At 37.9% G+C, this 17,796-nt stretch carries 15 protein-coding genes; 9 read left to right on the forward strand and 6 right to left on the reverse strand.

Features of this window, described 5'->3' with window-relative positions; translation table 11 throughout:
• The first annotated feature begins 239 nt into the window (after positions 1 to 239).
• On the forward strand, positions 240 to 1,127 hold the full coding sequence (locus tag QNI15_RS25375) for an ATP-grasp domain-containing protein (protein WP_314034380.1): 888 nt from the start codon (positions 240 to 242) through the stop codon (positions 1,125 to 1,127).
• On the opposite strand, the gene cydB is transcribed toward QNI15_RS25375, so the two are convergent.
• Both cydB and QNI15_RS25385 read right to left on the reverse strand, forming a co-directional pair.
• Entirely contained in the window at positions 1,124 to 2,158 is a 1,035-nt protein-coding gene (cydB, locus tag QNI15_RS25380) for a cytochrome d ubiquinol oxidase subunit II (protein ID WP_314034382.1), read from the reverse strand. The two genes, QNI15_RS25375 and cydB, sit on opposite strands and share 4 nt — an antisense overlap.
• Positions 2,159 to 2,195: 37 nt before the next feature.
• A complete protein-coding gene (locus QNI15_RS25385) occupies positions 2,196 to 3,575 on the reverse strand; it encodes a cytochrome ubiquinol oxidase subunit I (protein WP_314034384.1) in 1,380 nt (459 codons plus the stop codon).
• Between the two features lie 466 nt (positions 3,576 to 4,041).
• Between QNI15_RS25385 and QNI15_RS25390 the strand changes: the two genes are divergently transcribed.
• The 3 genes from QNI15_RS25390 to ytxJ all read left to right on the forward strand — a co-directional run bounded on the left by QNI15_RS25390 (position 4,042) and on the right by ytxJ (position 5,943).
• Positions 4,042 to 4,404, forward strand: a complete 363-nt coding sequence (locus QNI15_RS25390; protein ID WP_313983361.1) for a hypothetical protein — start codon at positions 4,042 to 4,044, stop codon at positions 4,402 to 4,404.
• A gap of 81 nt (positions 4,405 to 4,485) precedes the next feature.
• Complete coding sequence (locus QNI15_RS25395) at positions 4,486 to 5,409, forward strand: hypothetical protein (RefSeq protein ID WP_314034386.1); 924 nt, start codon at positions 4,486 to 4,488, stop codon at positions 5,407 to 5,409.
• A 183-nt stretch (positions 5,410 to 5,592) separates the two neighbouring features.
• Positions 5,593 to 5,943 carry a bacillithiol system redox-active protein YtxJ gene (ytxJ, locus tag QNI15_RS25400; protein WP_314034388.1) on the forward strand — a complete coding sequence of 117 codons (351 nt, stop codon included), beginning with the start codon at positions 5,593 to 5,595 and terminating at the stop codon, positions 5,941 to 5,943.
• Positions 5,944 to 5,993: 50 nt separating this feature from the next.
• On the opposite strand, the gene QNI15_RS25405 is transcribed toward ytxJ, so the two are convergent.
• Positions 5,994 to 6,401, reverse strand: a complete 408-nt coding sequence (locus QNI15_RS25405; RefSeq protein WP_314034390.1) for an OsmC family protein — start codon at positions 6,399 to 6,401, stop codon at positions 5,994 to 5,996.
• A gap of 300 nt (positions 6,402 to 6,701) precedes the next feature.
• Here QNI15_RS25405 and QNI15_RS25410 point away from each other — a divergent pair, with 300 nt between their 5' ends.
• From QNI15_RS25410 to QNI15_RS25420, 3 genes are all read left to right on the forward strand, one after another.
• On the forward strand, positions 6,702 to 7,427 hold the full coding sequence (locus tag QNI15_RS25410) for a hypothetical protein (protein ID WP_314034392.1): 726 nt from the start codon (positions 6,702 to 6,704) through the stop codon (positions 7,425 to 7,427).
• Between the two features lie 133 nt (positions 7,428 to 7,560).
• Positions 7,561 to 8,439 carry a lipoyl synthase gene (gene lipA, locus QNI15_RS25415; protein WP_314034394.1) on the forward strand — a complete coding sequence of 293 codons (879 nt, stop codon included), beginning with the start codon at positions 7,561 to 7,563 and terminating at the stop codon, positions 8,437 to 8,439.
• Between the two features lie 316 nt (positions 8,440 to 8,755).
• On the forward strand, positions 8,756 to 10,030 hold the full coding sequence (locus QNI15_RS25420) for a vWA domain-containing protein (protein WP_314034396.1): 1,275 nt from the start codon (positions 8,756 to 8,758) through the stop codon (positions 10,028 to 10,030).
• A 44-nt stretch (positions 10,031 to 10,074) separates the two neighbouring features.
• Here the strand turns inward: QNI15_RS25420 and QNI15_RS25425 are convergent, their stop codons facing one another.
• Together QNI15_RS25425 and QNI15_RS25430 are read right to left on the reverse strand one after the other, a co-directional pair.
• Positions 10,075 to 10,449, reverse strand: coding sequence for a hypothetical protein (locus tag QNI15_RS25425; RefSeq protein ID WP_313983342.1), 375 nt, complete (start codon positions 10,447 to 10,449; stop codon positions 10,075 to 10,077).
• Between the two features lie 166 nt (positions 10,450 to 10,615).
• On the reverse strand, positions 10,616 to 11,839 hold the full coding sequence (locus QNI15_RS25430) for an ABC transporter permease (RefSeq protein WP_314034398.1): 1,224 nt from the start codon (positions 11,837 to 11,839) through the stop codon (positions 10,616 to 10,618).
• Positions 11,840 to 12,234: 395 nt separating this feature from the next.
• On the opposite strand from QNI15_RS25430, the gene QNI15_RS25435 reads away from it, so the two are divergent.
• Both QNI15_RS25435 and QNI15_RS25440 read left to right on the forward strand, forming a co-directional pair.
• The gene (locus QNI15_RS25435; RefSeq protein WP_314000112.1) at positions 12,235 to 13,005 is read left to right on the forward strand and encodes a hypothetical protein; all 771 of its coding nucleotides are present in this window, start codon (positions 12,235 to 12,237) and stop codon (positions 13,003 to 13,005) included.
• Positions 13,006 to 13,047: 42 nt separating this feature from the next.
• A complete protein-coding gene (locus tag QNI15_RS25440) occupies positions 13,048 to 15,849 on the forward strand; it encodes a CHAT domain-containing protein (protein ID WP_314034400.1) in 2,802 nt (933 codons plus the stop codon).
• A gap of 62 nt (positions 15,850 to 15,911) precedes the next feature.
• Here QNI15_RS25440 and porX read toward each other — a convergent pair whose 3' ends face one another.
• Positions 15,912 to 17,465 carry a T9SS response regulator signal transducer PorX gene (gene porX / locus QNI15_RS25445; protein WP_314034402.1) on the reverse strand — a complete coding sequence of 518 codons (1,554 nt, stop codon included), beginning with the start codon at positions 17,463 to 17,465 and terminating at the stop codon, positions 15,912 to 15,914.
• Between the last annotated feature and the right edge of the window lie 331 nt (positions 17,466 to 17,796).

Below are 17,796 nucleotides of genomic sequence, written 5' to 3' on the forward strand. Positions count from 1 at the left end.
TTGAGAGGCATTGTTCATATATTTTTTTTACTACAGATTTTAAAAAGCAATTATTCCATAAGACAATCCATCTTTCTACATATACCAAAGTAATATAGAAAACGTAATTATTACGTTTTCCTATTGCATGCAGATCATATACACTATTTTGCAAAATACAACTTACTATCAAAGCCTTATAAGATCATCCTGGTAGAACTTCCAGTAATCTATATGCCAAAATTTCTTTTCCAATTTGTATGATAATCATTTCTGAATCGTCACCTCAATTACCTCCTTCGGCCAGTGCCAATGATATACGTAAAGTTACCCAGACAGCTGAACTAGTTGGCATCCAAAGCTATTACATCCCACAAAGCTTTGATAATATTTCTATAGAAGATGCATTCTCACATATACCAGAGATGGTAAAAGAGGAAATAGCATTCTGGATAGGCTATGTTCCTGACCCTGAACACTACAGAAATGTATATCAGGAACTTCTCAAAAAAAATATCCGATTAGTTAACTCCCCTGAAGATTTTCAACAAGCAGAAGAATTTGACAGATATTATCCCTACATAGAACATATGACCTGTAAAAGTCTGGTGGCTACATCTGTATCTGAAGCAAAAATGATGGCACAAAAAATAGGTTATCCGGTATTTATCAAAGGTACTATCCAATCGTTTAAAAAATGGGGATGGAAATCATGTGTAGCTTATGAGGAATCCGCTCTGGAGAATATAGTTTCCAACTTATATAAAAGTACATCCCGCTCACTAGGAAAAGTCATTATCCGGGAAGTAATGCAACTAAGACATGTAGAAAAAACAGGTACTGACTTTCCCAAAGGAAGAGAATACCGGGTATTTCTTCTAAATAACCAGGTGATAGACTATAGCTATTATTGGGACAACGACGACCTATTACGTACAGTTTCCAAAGCAGAAGAAACGATTATACTTGATACGGCCACGCAAGCATCTGTACAAATAGGTGTGCCCTATATTGCAGTAGATATAGGGCAAAAAGAGTCGGGTGAATGGACATTGATAGAAGTAGGTGATGCACAGTTTTCGGGTATCTGTGCTATTTCACCTGTCAAACTCTGGCAAAGAATTTTGCAATTAGAAACTGTTAACTAATAGCTATGCTCATCCAACTTTACCTTACCTCTGAATGTCCAGAAAACAAATGTGGTATAGGTTGCAACCAATGGTACACCAATAACTGCAAATAGTAACATGATTTTCAGAGATTTTGCAGAAGAGGCAGCTTTATACACAGTCAGATTATAAGCTGGCGACACTGTAGAAATCACAATATTGGGGTATAGGCCAATAGCAATCAGTATTAACAATAGACTCACTGTAACAGATGATGAAATAAAGGCGAAGCGATATTTCCGCTTTGTAATCTGTCGGGTAATATTCGCCACTGATAGAATGGCAACAAGAGGGATACTAAACAATTGAGGATGTTGTTTGAAGTCTTCAGAGAGATGAGTCGCATACAACAAGGTTGCCAGTGTAGTAACAGCATAACAGATTACAAAAAAGATGGTTGTATTCTTCACCATAATAGTAAGTTTAGTATACAAACGGTTTTCAGTCTTCATTGTAAGATAAATAGCCCCATGCATCATAAACAAGGCAACTGTTGTAACAGCTACTATACAGGCATAGGGATTTATAAACGCTAACCAACTCCCTGTAAAATCTCCATTTTGATCAATTGGAATGCCTTGGATTACATTTCCTAGTACTAATCCTAATAGGAAGGCTATCATAATACTGGATATACAATAGTTAATATCCCAAAGCTGTCTCCACCAGTGCATAGGTTCTTTACTTCGAAATTCAATAGAAATAGCCCGAAAAATCAACATCACCAGAAACAACATGAAGGGAATGTAAAAGGCCGAAAATACAGATGCATATACCAAAGGAAAACCAGCAAACAGAGCTCCTCCTCCTATTACAATCCAAACCTCATTCCCATCCCACACAGGTCCAACAGCATTCAGAACAATCCGACGACTCTCTTCTTTATTAAAGAATAAATGTAATGCTCCTGCTCCTAAATCAAATCCATCCAGAATAGCATAGCCACTAAAAAGTCCACCTACAACCAAAAACCACCAGGTTGGCAGATCGAGTCCTAAAATCGTTTCCATATTTATCCGGTTAAAAATCTAAAGTCAGATAGTCTTACTAATGTGCCATTAATGGGTTATCGCGTTTGCTTGCATCTGGAATATCCTCCTGTGCCTCTTCATCATAAGGCCCATGTTGTATCTTTTTATTCAACAGATAGATAAACAAGATAAAGAGCAGAACATACACTACAGTAAATAGTATTAGGGAAAATATAACCTGATTGGCAGTTACAGCTTTGGATAGTGCATCTGAAGTACGCAACAGACCATACACTACCCAGGGTTGGCGCCCTACCTCAGCTGAATACCAACCTACCTGATTTCCAATCTGAGGCAGTAAAACAGAGAACGCAAAGACAATCATTAACCAACGTTGTGTAAAAAGTTTGTTTCTCCAGAGAAGCCATGCAGCCAACAAAGTCAAACCAATAAGTATCATCCCAATAGCAACCATTAGATGGTAAGTCTGAAAAACGAAGTTTACAGCCGTTGGGCGATCTTCTTCTTTAAAATGTCGAAGTCCTTTGACAGGCGTTGTAAAATCCTGATGAATCAGAAAAGTCAATCCTTTGGGAATGCTAAGGCCTGACACCTCTTCTGTCTTTTGATTTACCCAACCCACCAGATACATATCTGCAACCTCCAGACTATCATAATGTCCTTCGAAAGCAGCCAACTTTGCAGGCTGGTTTTGTGCTACTCCATCTGCTGAACGATGTCCAGTAAACAACTGTAACAGAGAAGCTATTCCAGCTACGACCAAACCAATCTTAAAAGAAGCTCTGGAAAGTTCAACATACCGATTGTTGAGTATATAAAAGGCACTTACACTTAAGACCAGAAATGACCCTGCTAAAAAAGAACCATTAATCACATGTGACAACCTATCTACAGAGGAAGGATTAAAAACCATAGCCCAGAAATCTGTAATTTCAGCACGGGCATTTAACCCCTCTCCAACAATATGATATCCTGCCGGAGTTTGTTGCCACGAATTGGCTACTACAATCCAGATAGCAGAAAACATAGACCCCAGCGCTACCATAATAGTAGAAAAGAAATGAACCCGGGAACTCACACGATTCCAACCAAAGATCAGAATTCCCAAAAAACCAGATTCCAGAGCAAAAGCGAATATACCTTCAGCTGCCAGTGCACTACCAAAGATATCGCCCACATACCGTGAATAGGTAGCCCAGTTTGTTCCAAACTCAAATTCCATAACTATCCCAGTGGCGACTCCAATCCCAAAAATCAAGGCAAAGATCTTAATCCAGAAACGGGTCATCTGTTCATACATCAACTTTCCTGTTTTTAAATACAGTCCCTCCATAATGACCAAACATACTCCCAGACCAATACTTAATGGTGGATAGATATAATGAAAAGCTATAGTAAAGGCAAATTGCAGACGGGAGAGAAATTCGACATCCATGAGGCATACAGGTTAAAGTGATACCGTAGATTCAGGATAAAAGAGGATCTATAAGGTGGGCGAAAGTTAGAGGGTTTGCCTTTTCCTCCCAATATTTTTTTACTTTTTTTCATAAGCTCATCCTTACATTTCACCCTCATTTCTTACCCGAAGAAGGAATCAAAGAAAATACGAAAAAAAACCTATTATTTTCAATTACCTTGCAATCAGTAAAATAGCGTTTATACGCTAAAACTGGTTCGGTTTTTGTCAAGCAAACAGGTAGGAAAATGAACTACTCCCAGGAATACAGAAAAATAGGCTAGCTATGTATAAAAAGATAGTGGTGTGTTATTCTGTAGTGCAAGGGGGGTGATCAGATGTCGGGAAAAATGCTGTTTAACCAATATCTTACTAAAAACAACGTTATACAATCAAATAAAATACATATTTTCATCCTTTTGATTGTCAAACTATTAAATACTATATGAAAGTTTTACAACTACAAAAGATAGTATGGGGTATGGTTCTGCTGACCACTCTGCTAGCTTCCTGCTCACGCAAAAGCTATTGTCCTGTCTATTGGGAAGGTTCGGATGGAGGTGGTTCCGGAGCGGCTGTTTCTGGTGGCGCAGATAAAACAGACTGGAAAATTGAAACCAATGCCACCAAACCTGCTGATGGCGGAGGTGGTAATGATGCCAGTATGTCAGCAGGTTCCGGCGATCCTGAAACTACTTCTGAATTCCCGATGGTACGTGTGAAACGGGATAAAAATGGCATTATATCCAAAAAGCCAATGCAACGAAATAAAGTAAAACGAACCGACCCCCGGAAGAAAGGTTCTTAAGTATACGTATTGCCAGCATATGGCCTCAAGATATATCTGTCCATGAAGCATTTTTTCGCAAAAAGATATTGGCATTCTACCATGAACCGAAGCCTCAAAATAGGTTTCGGAATCATTTTATATACAGTTTTCTTTACTAGTGAAGTACAGGCTCAATTGGTCCGAGTACCAACCAAAGCAGAGACTCGTAGCAAACAAAAAGAGTATTCAGGAAAAAAAGGCGAAAAGGCAACTCGTTCTTCGCAACCAGCTCCCAGCAATAATGCCATGGGAAAACGGATGTTTCGACAGAGTGTGCAACGCAATTCAGATAAGAAAGCTATGTTAGTACCTGTGCGTCGTCCTCAGGATGCAACAGATGTCAATAACCCAAGAAGCCTTAATCTGAATAAACAACCCGCGGAAATTCCTCTGAGAAGTAAAAATCCAATGGGGATGGCTATGTACAAACGTTCAGTCAAAGCCAACTCGAAAGCAAAGGGAATGCTTGTGCCTGGACCTGCCTATCGGGAAAAGATGATGGAAAAGCGTAATGCCGAGTTTAGTGGTTTCAGAGGTGAAAACCGAACACTGGCAAAGCCTTACCGTGAGAAAATGTACAAAAAACGTGCTGAAGACTTCAACAACTTTAGAGGCGAGAATCGTACATTAGCGATGCCTTATCGCAAGAAGATGTACAAGAAGAGAGCAGAAGACCTGTCATCTTATCGTGGTGGACATACCTTACGGATAGAGTATCGCAAGAAAATGTATAAGAAGAAGTCCAAAGAACTGTCTTCTTACAAAGGTGATATTGTAGTACGCAAACGTCCGAAAGGCACTTATCCAAATCTGAAATATCGTGGTGGATACAAGAACAGCTCGTTTGAGAAAAAAGAGAAATATCGTAAAAAGATACTCAAGCGTATGGGTAAAAAGAAATATGTGCCATCTTATATGAAGAAGAAAGACGAAAAACCAAGATATGACAGTCGGGAATCTGAAATTTGGGATAAGCCAAGATAGATAATAAAATACAATAGCACAGATCGCTCTGTGCTATTGTATTTTAAAGAGACTTATAGATTATTTATAACACAAATGACCACTATGATGTGTTGATTTAAATGGAATCAATTTTGCAAATTATGGGTTTTGCCTATAACCGGATTACAAAATTGTATTATATATTTATTGGGAATTATCTATATGAACTGGATTCAGCTAACAGAAGAGAAACAATTACAGGAAATTGAACAGGTATCACATCAGCAACCTGTTGTTATATTCAAACATAGTACCCGCTGCTCCATCAGCGCAACGGCCTTAGGGCGTCTGGAACGCAACTGGAATGAAGGAGAAATGCAAGCTGTAAAGGCCTATTACCTTGACTTGATTTCATTCCGGACTTTATCTACACGCATTGCACACACATTTGATGTAGAACACCAATCGCCTCAGCTGTTAGTTATTCAAAAAGGAGAATGTGTATATAACGCCTCTCACTGGGATATAGCGTATGCAGACATAAAGAAGCAGCTTGAGAGTTCGCATATTTAATAGAAAAGCCCCTGCTGAACAGGGGCTTTTCTATTAAATAACCAGTTGGTTTAAAACTCAAATGTCACTAGTTGTTCAATATCCGGATGCAGACTTAAGGCAACAGGACATGTACGGGCAGCATTTTGTAACTTTTGCTTTTGTGCTTCAGACAGTTCTACATTACTTTTTATTTTAAAATTCACCTCAATTTTGTAGATACGACGAGGATCAGCAGCCATTGTCTTAGTAACTTCAAATGCAGTACCAGTCAGATCAAGATTCTCCCGCTCTGCTACAATACCCATAATAGTCATCATACAACTTCCTAAAGAAGCAGAAGTCAGATCTGTAGGAGAAAAAGCTTCTCCCTTTCCATGATTATCCAGGGGTGCATCTGTGATAATAGTATTTCCGGATGCGACATGTTTGGCCTGCGTACGCAAATGACCCAGATATTCCGTCGAAACTGTTGGCATATTTGTATATAGCTTGTAAATATAAAAACTGAATAAATAGTAAATTACTACCTTGCAAAGGTATCATTATTTCTTTTTATGTATTGTCAACTTCTTTTTACAACAATATATTTTTTACATTCGATCAATCGTTACTATATGTAAAAGAGGTATAGGATAATTGCTAAAGATACAGCACAAAATTCAGCATTTGAGTTTCTTTACTAATTATGTTATATAACTTCATATCTAAAACTGAATCTATATTTTTGTGTTGCCTGTAAAATTGACTACTTTTAATTCAAAAAAACTTCTGAAGTGGTGAAAAGAATTATATACTGCATTTTTTTAATCTGTTTGCTTCCAACAATAAGCTGGGCTCAGGAAAGTGATGAAGATGATGAATATCAGACAGATTTTTTATATGGAATCAACTTCAATACCAATGGTGGCTTAATTGGAGGGCTAGTCTTACGTTATTCTACTGTTATTGACAGTAAGATGAAGCAAACCTTTGGATTGGAAATTGTCAACGTCAAACACCCAAAGGAAATTCGTTCCCAAAGTGCAACCAACGGAAATACGTATATTTATGGTAAAAGCAATTATCTGTTTGCCATAAGACCACAATATGGACGTGAATTGCTTCTTTTCCGAAAAGCCCCAGAAGAAGGAGTTCGAATCAGTGCTATCGGAGCTATCGGTCCATCTTTCGGTATTGTAAAGCCATACTTTATTGCTCTTGATGATGGATTTGGGAATGTAACAATTGAACAGTTTGACCCAGGCAATATTAGACATAGTCAACAAAATATATTGGGCTCAGCAGCATTTACCCGTCTGACTGGCACTAAAATAGCCATGGGAATCCACGCAAAAGCTGGACTTAGTTTTGAAATTGGTGGATTCAGATCAAGTGCTACAGGTTTTGAAGTAGGTGCATTAGTGGAAGCGTATACAAAAAAAGTTATCATTGTTCCTCTTGCTGAGAACCGGAGTGTCTTTACCTCTATTTACCTTAATATTTTCTTCAAAAGTAAGCGATAAATCTATTTACTTTGCATTTGGATACAGTATCCAGAATAGGAGTTTTCGATCAGCATAGTTCCAGGCTGAACTATTTTGTGATAGGAATCCTTTTCTAATAAATATTTACTCAAGATCCAATTTTACATCTGATATGATTGAGTTACCAGTGATTTCTTCCGAGAAAACACGTAAACCTGATTGGCTTCGGGTAAAACTACCTGTTGGGGAAAGCTATCGTAAAGTACGTCAACTGGTAGATGATCACAAACTGCATACGATCTGCCAGAGTGGAAACTGTCCCAATATGGGCGAATGCTGGGGTGCAGGTACTGCTACCTTTATGATTCTGGGCAATGTCTGTACGCGAAGCTGTTCGTTTTGTGCTGTTGCTACAGGTCGCCCTAACGAATATGACATAGACGAACCACGCCGTGTTGCGGAAGCGATTAAGTTAATGGGAGTAAAACATGCCGTTATCACTTCAGTAAACAGAGATGAGCTAAAAGATCGTGGTGCAGAAATATGGTATCAGACAGTAATCCAGGTAAAAGAACTTTCTCCTGAAACAACCATAGAAACACTGATTCCGGATGTAAAAGGAAACTGGGATGCCCTATATCGTATGATTGAAGGTGGACAGGAAGTAGTGTCTCATAACATGGAGACAGTAGAGCGCCTGTACCGTAATGTACGCCCTCAAGCCAAATACATTCGTAGTCTGGAACAAATCAAACGTACCAAAGAGCAGGGCAAACGTACCAAGTCTGGTATTATGTTAGGATTTGGAGAAACTCCAGATGAAATCTATAAAGCAATGGATGACTTGGCTGCACATGGTTTGGATATTCTGACACTGGGTCAGTATCTGCAACCTACCAAGATGCACCATGAGGTAATTGAATTCATTCGTCCTGAACAATTTGCTCATTACAAAGAAGAAGGTCTGAAGCGTGGATTAAAGTATGTAGAATCAGGCCCGTTGGTGCGTTCCAGCTATCATGCAGAACGCCATGTAAACGTACCAATCTGATTTTCAGAATAGATAATTGCCAAATCCCTGAATAAGTTTTTAGTATACTTATTCAGGGATTTTTTGTTTTCAACAAGCACCCATAAGCTTGTTAATGCCTTACTAACTAATCTTACAAAATCCGGTTTACCATTACCTGTTTTTTCCATTAATGAATAAACAATCCTTATATCTTATGGTACACCCTGATCAGGTACTGTCTAGACTTCTTTATAAGCTCAGACTTCCAGTCTCTTTATTGTGCCTTGTGGGAACTGGTTTTATTGCCAGTTCTTTTAATCAAAAGTCAATACCTCCACCTAAAAAACCAGAATCTATGGCTGTAGACAATGTATTGCAATGGAAAGTAGTAGCAGACAATTTATATTATGTAAAAGAACGCAAAGAGCTTTATCTGTATGTAGACCTGAAAGCATCCAAAGCACAGAAAAAAAGTGACCGAACACCACTCAATCTTTCTTTGGTTCTGGACCGGAGTGGCTCGATGAATGGAGACAAGATTAAATATGCACGTGAAGCCTGTAAGTTTGTAGTTGACAATCTGGAACCAAGCGATAATCTATCTATTGTTGTGTATGATGATCAGGTCGATGTACTCACAGCCTCTGCCCCTGTTAAAGATAAAGCAACTCTGAAAAAACTGATAGACAATGTACATGACAGAGGTTCTACCAATCTAAGTGGTGGTATGCTGGAAGGTTATGCTCAGGTACACAAAACCCAACAAAGGAATTATGTAAACAGGGTATTATTACTATCTGATGGACTCGCCAATCAGGGTATTACAGACGAAAAAGTACTACAGCAACTAGCCCGACAAAAAAATAATGAAGATAATATGACACTATCCGCCTTTGGTGTAGGAGCTGATTTTAATGAACTGCTCATGACTAATCTAGCTGAATATGGAAGTGGGAATTATTATTTCATTGATTCTCCAGATAAGATACCCTCCATTTTTGCCAAGGAACTACACGGATTATTGTCGGTAGTAGCCCAGAACACCTTATTACGGATCAAATTTCCAAGCCGGAACCTGTCTGTCAACAAGATGTTTGGCTATCAGGGTCAAGTAAAAGGTGATGAACTTGTTTTTGATCTGAAAGATGTATTTTCAGAAGAGCAGAAGGCTATCCTGATTAAGTTTACAGTAACAGAACCACTCACAGAAGATGCTATATTTACTTCCACATTGACTTATGATGATGCCGTTACGTTTCAGCGTGTCAATGCCTCAGAAAATACCAGATTAAAGGTGACCACAGATAAGACATTGTTTGACCGTTCGTTTGACAAAGACGTATTGCAGAATATTGTTTTATTTGAAACGAATGAAAGACTGGAAAATGCCATGCTGGAAGTAGATCATGGTAATTTTGAAGGTGCCAAAAAGATGATCATTACTCTCAAAGCAGAGATGGAAGTACAAATGAAAAACCTTCCTGAAAATGCGGATCTGTCACGGCAGTACAATACAGTAATGGAATATGAGAAACAAGTCGAGAATGCCAAAACAATGTCTTCTGAAGAACTCAAATACAATCAGAAAGCCTCCCGCAGCTCTAATTATCAGATTCGCAAGAAAAAGTAAAATGCTTTTCCTATCCGGAGTCAATCCATCCGGATAGGAAATTTTTAGTTTTTAGCTTTTTCTACCTTATAGACAAAGTACTTAGTCTCTCCTCTCCATGGTAGTTTATAAAACTTCTCTTTGTAATAAAGCATTACCCGATGGCCATTCAGATTAGCTTCTTTTAGAGCGTCTATCACTTCTTTATCATCCTCATCAACCGAAAAGTCCCATAAGGAAGAAGCAGGGCTACCACTATCATAGGTAAGTCCACCCAGATTCAGTTGACCTTCCATTGTCTTAAAAACAACACCTTTGTGACTGAGCTTTACAATTGTACCGGCTCGTGTGCCATCACTATTACTTCCAAAAAGGAAATATACCAACAAGCCGATACCAATAAGAACGATACCAATTCCAAACGCTTTGAATACATTCATAGACAGTATAAATAGTTTCAGTTAAATTTTTCAAGAATACAAAAAAGCTACTCTATATGCAATAATCGAAAATTGCTACTAGATAAGTTGTTTTGGATAACTTCTATACTGATACTAAAAAAGCCATCCGTTAAAAGATGGCTTCACTACTACTTTATGAGTTATATTATTTAGAGCGGATCGCAATCACTGGATCCATCCGAGCAGCAATAGCAGCAGGAATAATACCTGCCAATGTTCCAATAATAGCAGAAACGCTTATACCCAGGATTATATTATTGGCACGCATCACCAACTCCAAGCTTCCAAACGGAATAAAGGTTAGCAAGAATACCAGAAACAACCCTGCTAATCCACCCAGAACACTTAGAAAAACCGCCTCAAACAGAAATTGGTACAAAATAAAGGCATTTTTAGCTCCAAGTGATTTTTGGATACCAATGATATTGGTTCTCTCCCGAACAGATACAAACATGATATTGGCAATACCAAAACCTCCTACTAAAAGTGAAAAGAAACTAATAACAGCACCACCAGTATACAATGCCCCAAAGATACCTTCTACAGCTGCTACCACCTGTTCTGTACGATTAATTGAGAAAGAATCTTCCTCCATAGGCTTCAGGCTTCGACGTGTACGCATCAATCCTGTAACCTCAGCTTCCAGTTCTTCCATTCCTTTATCTGTTTCCAGCCCACGAATACAGATAGCCGGATCTGAGTTTTTGGTATGATATAGTTTATCAAATGTGCCATACGGAACAAAACAAGCCACATCAAAATCAGGACCACCTAGTAAGGACTCACCTTGTTTTTTCATTGTACCAATAACTACAAAGTTCAGTCCATCCATCTTAAACGTCTTACCAATAGGATCTATACCTGGAAATAATGCATCTACAATATCTGCCCCAATAATGGCTACTTGTCGGGCTGCCGTTGATTCAAGTTCATTAAAGAAACGACCATCGCCCAAAGGAATCTCTACAATTGTCTGATAACTCTCGGTAACGCCCAGCACTGTTATATTACCAATACTGCTACTTCCGTTTTTCATGGTAATACCTCCTTGCTGATCAAAGATAGCAACAGCCTCAGCCATAGTCACACGTTTGGACAGAAACTCATACTCTGCATAATTCACAGAAGGACGATTTACATATTTCCACCAGGGATAGGGACCACCAAAACCAAATGGCCACTTCTGCACATACATAGTCCGGTCACCCAGGAAGGCAAGATTATCTTTTACATTTTTCTCCATCGAGTCAACTAATACGAATACAGCAATGATCGCAAAGATCCCCACTGTAACCCCCAGCAAAGAAAGAATAGTCCGTAATAAGTTGGATCGTAGTGCTTCCCACGCAAAACGGAAGCTTTCAAACATAAGTTGTATATAAATACGCATGTGGCTAAATTACTAATAACCAAGAATGTTTTGAAAAATAGTACCTATAGCCTCTTTATTTATAAAAATCCAGACTGTAGATACCTCGTAGAAAATTTACCTGTGACACAAGGTGAATAGTTTTCCTGGTAAAGTCAACGCATTTCAGGACAAACGGCACTACAGACGGATTGTTGTTTATGTAGTAGTATAAAGGTCTCCGAAATCATCCTTTTACAATAGATCTGTATAGTCAATACAGAGTAGTGAAAATACTTCTTACTATATTTTCTCAGCATAAGCAAATGTTTACCAAGCTATTATTTACGAACTAACAATACAACCGCTTCCTAAAGATGTTATAATTCATACCTCACAACCACTTACAATCTAAAATGAAGACAATAAAATTGGGTATTACTCTTTGTGTGCTCTGGTTCTTATCAGGAGGGTGCAAGGATAAATTAATTGTAAATAAATGTAAACTCTCCTACGATCAGGGAGATGTTCTTTATTTGTCATCAGCAAACACCCCTGCCATTCCTTCTGTTGACCCCAATGCGAGGGGGGTATTTGCAGCAGATCCAGATGGTTTATCTATTGATCAGAATACAGGGTATATAGATATCAATAATAGTGCAACCGGACAGAAGTACCTTGTTAAATATATATCTCTGGACAATAATCAAATCTGTGAAACCTTTATCACTATTAGTGGTGTACGCTATACAGCAGGTGTTTACAATCGGAGCACGGCCAATAGTCTTGTTGTTAATCCTATTTACAATGCCAATTCTGATAGTCGCCTGCCCAGTGGTAATTTTCAAGGAGGTAGAAACCAACAAGGAGTAATTGTATTGCCAGAGGTTACCGCAGCAGATGGAAGTATTGATCTGAAAGGTGTAAACCTTAACAGATTATTTAGTCAGTCCGGTACCATCAGAGATGGATCAGAAGTACAGGTTACTATTCCTTTTTCGCTTAACGATGATAGTGGAGGAATCCAAAATCAGGTAACTCTCAACTTTATATACTACAATGCACAGTCAAGTATACCAGAAGCATTATTAGCGGAAATTAAGGAGCAACAGGAAGAAACCCGGGGAGGCAGGATTAATGGAGAAAAAAACCATCGTCCGCCTGGAGTTATTGTTACTGAGAAGTAATTTTCTGAAGTATGACTTCCTTTTACATAGCCTGTTAGAAAGATGAGAAATAGTATCTTTATTCTTCTGTCTCTATTATCTGTAAGTGCACAACCGCAAAATCCAGACTATAAGAAGGCGGAACAACTATATAAAGAAGCCAATATCTTATTTGAAGAAGAATCAGATGAGGCTGCATTAGCAAAATATCAGCAAGCAAAACGACTGTATGAGTCGCTAAAAGCTGTGAATGCTAACTATGCAGATTTGCTGGTAAAAATGGGATCTCTTGCAGAAATAAAGAACGAACCTAAAGCAGCTATTAATTTCTATAAGGCTGCTTTAGCTCTCAGTAAAAATAATCTGGATTCAGCTCTAACACCTGTTTTTTTTACGGCAACTATCTTATTAGGAGAAGTTTTCTACAAAACAGAACGATATGATTCTGCATTGATTTATTGTAATCAGGCAAAAGCATTCATCAGTAAACAACAGAGAGAACACAATATAGAGCGCCTCTACAATGTATTAGGAGCAATCTATTATGCAGATGGAAATTACCGACAGAGTTTAACACACTTTGAGAAAGCCTTTATAGCCTCCGCGCAGCAGCAAAAAACGCATCCCTCTATATTATGCAGGAATCAACTGAATATAGCTTCTGCAGCTAATAATCTGGAGCAGTATGAGCGGGCATTGCAAGCTTATCGGCAAGCACTTAGCTATAAATATGTCCCCGAAATAGTATATCGCAAAATAGGAGAAACCTATTTAAAGTTAAACAAATCAGATAGTGCCCTCTTTTTCCTCCAAAAGTCGGCAACTACAAATAATCCAGACAATCGGATTGTTGTTTGGAATCACTTGGGTAATCTCTATGCTCAACGAAAAGACTATATACAATCTCTAAATTATTACAATCAATCCATTCAGTTAAATCAAAAGCTGTTTGGTACTAAAAATACAAAACTGGTAACATCCTATCTTGGCATTGGTCAGGTGTATATAGATCAAAAACATTACCTGGAAGCAATCAATACAATACAAAAGGCATTGGTGGTATTACATCTATCTTTTAAGAACACTGATATCTATATAAACCCTGATGATCCGGATAATGTAATTTCCCGACTGGACTTTTATAAAGCATTACGAGCCAAAGCATTGGCACTTCAAAAATATGCACAGCAAACCAGAAAATCTACAGACCTGGAATTCTCCTTTAAAACCTATCAGCTTGCGATAAGGCTAGCCGAACGATTGCGACTTAGTTATGATACAGACGAAGCTAAGTTATTTTTTATTCAGCAGGTTTTCCCTATTTATGAAGAAGCAATCTCAGTAGCGTTTACGTTATATAATCAAACCAAAAAAATCAATTATACCGAACTTGCTTTCTCAATCTCAGAAAAGAGTAAGGCTGCTGTACTTGCTGAAACATTAAGAGGGCTACAAATCAGTCAGCAAAAAGGTGTACCCACAACTTTACTTCAAGAAGAGAAAGAATTACGTCGTAAAATCACCAAACTAACCATTGCTAGTATTGAGACCAAAGATTCTGTACAGATAGTATCTCTAAAAGATCAGATTCGTGATAATGAGATTAATCTGGCTCAGCTGATAAAGAAACTAGATGCAAATGAGAAATATTACCAGTTAAAATACAATACTCAACCTGTAAGTCTGATCCAGATACAAAAGAAAGTACTGAATTCCAATACTGCGTTTATCGAATATTTCTTTGGAAGCCGAGTTCTGTATGCATTTGTAATTACAAATGAAGAGTTTCAAGTCTTTCAACTTCCCATCACTCCTGTATTCAAAGACGCATTGACCAAATATACACTCTCTTTATTTGATCACCATCCATCTCCTATCCAACCTATCTGGGCTAATATATTGTACCAGAATTTAATAACGCCTCTGCTACCTGTTATCAATAACTATCAGAAGCTAATCATTGTACCAGATGGAGAGTTAAGCTATCTTCCTTTTGAGGCCCTTGTTAAAAATCCTAATAGTTTGCATTATCTACTGGATGACTACATTATTCGTTACGCCTACTCTGGAACACTACTGGAATTCACTAATCCTAAACAAAACGTTCAGAATACAGGTGAGGTCTTAGCAATGGCACCTTTTGCAGGCAGTACAGGTAATAGTTTTCGTAGTATACAAATCTCACCATTACCAGCTTCAAAGGCTGAAGTAGAAACAATCGGTGGCCATATCTTTCTGGAATCGGCAGCGACTAAAGAAGTGTTTCTGAAGTTAGTATCACAATCGGGTATTATCCATCTTGCCACTCACGCCACCGCGGATAGCAAGGAACCACTTAACTCGTATATTACCTTCTATCCCAAAGATGCTGATTCCCTATCAGGTTACCGGTTATATACCTCTGAACTTTATAATCTTCAACTGGATAATGTAAAGCTTGTCGTTTTAAGTGCCTGTGAAACAGGTGGTGGGCAACTTGTGCGTGGAGAAGGGGTAATGAGCCTTGCCAGAGCATTTGCCTATGCCGGTTGTCCAAACATTGCCATGACACTCTGGCGAGCTGATGACAAAGCGACAGCTCAAATTACTACACGCATGTATGAGTATCTGAAAAAAGGATATACCAAAGATGAAGCTCTCAATAAAGCAAAACAAGACTATCTCCAGGAAGCACCTTCCTCCAGACGAAATCCGTATTACTGGGCTAATATGGTATTAGTGGGTGATGAAGTTCCTGTATATACCTCTTATCGCTGGATCTGGATTATTGGAGGAATTCTTCTTGCATTGATTGGAACAGGTATCTTCCTCAGAACGACAAATAAGCAGAAGAAACATCTTACACTGGAAAAGCAATCATCCTAAGTAGTCTTTTATAAAAAAATCCCTGTATAATAATCATACAGGGATTTTTTTATAAAAGCTTATTATTGCTTAGGAGATAACTGAATGTATGGAATTATCATCTCTTCCAGCGATACCCCTCCATGCTGGAATGTATCTTTATAATAATTAACGTAGTAATTGTAGTTGTTAGGGTAAGCAAAGAAATAGTCTTCTATTGCAAATACATATGCTGTAGACACATTAATCTTTGGCAGAAAGAAACGCTCTGGCTTACGTACAACAAACACATCTTTATCATCAAAACCCAGATTTTTGCCCTGCTTATAACGTAAATTTGTATTTACATTCCGGTCTCCCACAATCTTGAACGGACGTTTTACCCGAACAGTACCATGATCAGTAGTTACTATCACCTTTACTTTTCTCTCTGCCAGTTTTCTAAACATTTCGATAAGTGGAGAGTGTAAAAGCCATGATCGGGTAATTGAACGATAGGCTGATTCATCAGGGGCTAATTCACGAACCATAGCCATATCTGTACGGGCATGCGAAAGCATATCTACAAAGTTATATACAATCACATTCAATTGATTGGTCATCAGGTTATGCAGGTTCTCATCCAGTGTTTTACCTTGAGAAACATTGATAATCTTATGATAGCTTACTTTGCCATCAATACGATTCTTCTGTAGCTGACGCTTCAGAAATTCTTCTTCATGGTTATTTTTCCCTTCATCATCGTCATCATTTACCCATAGATCTGAATGGTATTTCTCCATATCAGATGGCAACATTCCCGAAAAAATAGAATTACGGGCAAAGGCAGTAGTAGTAGGTAATATGGAATAATAGGTACTTTCCTCTTCCACATTAAAATATTCTGCAAGAATAGGTTCAATAACTTTCCATTGATCATACCGCAGATTATCAATCAGAAAAAAGAAGACAGGTTCATCCCCTAATAATGGAAACACCTTCTTTTTCATTAACTGATGTGACATTAGTGGTTTTTCAACTTTGGGATCATTCAACCAGTCCTCATAACTATCCATGATAAACTTCACAAAGTTGGTATTAGCCTCACTTTTCTGATTATCAAGAACCTCTCCCATACTTTTATTTTCAGAACTATCCATCTCCAACTCCCAATAAATAAGCTTCTTGTAAATATCCACCCATTCATTGTGATCAATACGATCCATATACGCCATGGATATATTACGAAAATCCTGCAGATATCCCTGATTAGTTTTTTCACTCACCAAACGTTTATTATCCAGAATTTTCTTCACAGACAACAGTATCTGATTAGGATTCAATGGTTTAATCAGGTAATCAGCAATCTTTGACCCTATTGCTTCCTCCATAATGTGTTCTTCTTCACTTTTGGTAATCATCACAACTGGAAGATTAGGCTTAGTAGTCTTAATCTGGGTCAGTGTTTCAAGTCCTGTCATTCCAGGCATATTCTCATCCAGAAAAACAATATCATAGTTCTGCTCCTGACATTTATCCAGTGCATCTGATCCGCTATTTACAGGTGTAACATCATATCCTTTGTTTTCCAGAAATAAAATATGTGGTTTGAGCAGGTCAATTTCATCATCAGCCCATAAAATAGAATATCTTTGCATTTCGAAAATTCGTTTAAAAATTAAAAAAGTAATTCTCTACTGGTTATCAGTAGATTATATTTTAAAGCAATGTAAAAAAATTAAAAATTTATCAAAACAATTATACGGTTAGAGTAGATTAAATAAAAATTATCTCTAGATAATCAAATATATCTCATCCGCCTCTATATAAGGTATCAGCTATTTTAGCAGATAACGAAAGAAACGGCTTATTGGACTTTTTTGATTGTATAGACTTATTGACAGTCTGAATTGCATTTACTACTAGCTTTTAGCCATTTTCATGCCAGTTACATTTTAATCTGTAACGTAAATTCTATGATTTAGTTTT

Source organism: Xanthocytophaga flava, assembly GCF_030068545.1.
In the GTDB taxonomy this organism is placed as follows: Bacteria; Bacteroidota; Bacteroidia; order Cytophagales; family 172606-1; genus Xanthocytophaga; species Xanthocytophaga flava.

Excerpts from the sequence above, each read along its gene's own strand:
- QNI15_RS25375 (WP_314034380.1), top strand. The coding sequence starts at position 240 with ATGATAATCATTTCTGAATCGTCACCTCAATTACCTCCTTCGGCCAGT.
- cydB (WP_314034382.1), bottom strand. The coding sequence starts at position 2,158 with ATGGAAACGATTTTAGGACTCGATCTGCCAACCTGGTGGTTTTTGGTT.
- QNI15_RS25385 (WP_314034384.1), bottom strand. The coding sequence starts at position 3,575 with ATGGATGTCGAATTTCTCTCCCGTCTGCAATTTGCCTTTACTATAGCT.
- QNI15_RS25390 (WP_313983361.1), top strand. The coding sequence starts at position 4,042 with ATGAAAGTTTTACAACTACAAAAGATAGTATGGGGTATGGTTCTGCTG.
- QNI15_RS25395 (WP_314034386.1), top strand. The coding sequence starts at position 4,486 with ATGAACCGAAGCCTCAAAATAGGTTTCGGAATCATTTTATATACAGTT.
- ytxJ (WP_314034388.1), top strand. The coding sequence starts at position 5,593 with ATGAACTGGATTCAGCTAACAGAAGAGAAACAATTACAGGAAATTGAA.
- QNI15_RS25405 (WP_314034390.1), bottom strand. The coding sequence starts at position 6,401 with ATGCCAACAGTTTCGACGGAATATCTGGGTCATTTGCGTACGCAGGCC.
- lipA (WP_314034394.1), top strand. The coding sequence starts at position 7,561 with ATGATTGAGTTACCAGTGATTTCTTCCGAGAAAACACGTAAACCTGAT.
- QNI15_RS25420 (WP_314034396.1), top strand. The coding sequence starts at position 8,756 with ATGGCTGTAGACAATGTATTGCAATGGAAAGTAGTAGCAGACAATTTA.
- QNI15_RS25425 (WP_313983342.1), bottom strand. The coding sequence starts at position 10,449 with ATGAATGTATTCAAAGCGTTTGGAATTGGTATCGTTCTTATTGGTATC.
- QNI15_RS25430 (WP_314034398.1), bottom strand. The coding sequence starts at position 11,839 with ATGTTTGAAAGCTTCCGTTTTGCGTGGGAAGCACTACGATCCAACTTA.
- QNI15_RS25435 (WP_314000112.1), top strand. The coding sequence starts at position 12,235 with ATGAAGACAATAAAATTGGGTATTACTCTTTGTGTGCTCTGGTTCTTA.
- QNI15_RS25440 (WP_314034400.1), top strand. The coding sequence starts at position 13,048 with ATGAGAAATAGTATCTTTATTCTTCTGTCTCTATTATCTGTAAGTGCA.
- porX (WP_314034402.1), bottom strand. The coding sequence starts at position 17,465 with ATGCAAAGATATTCTATTTTATGGGCTGATGATGAAATTGACCTGCTC.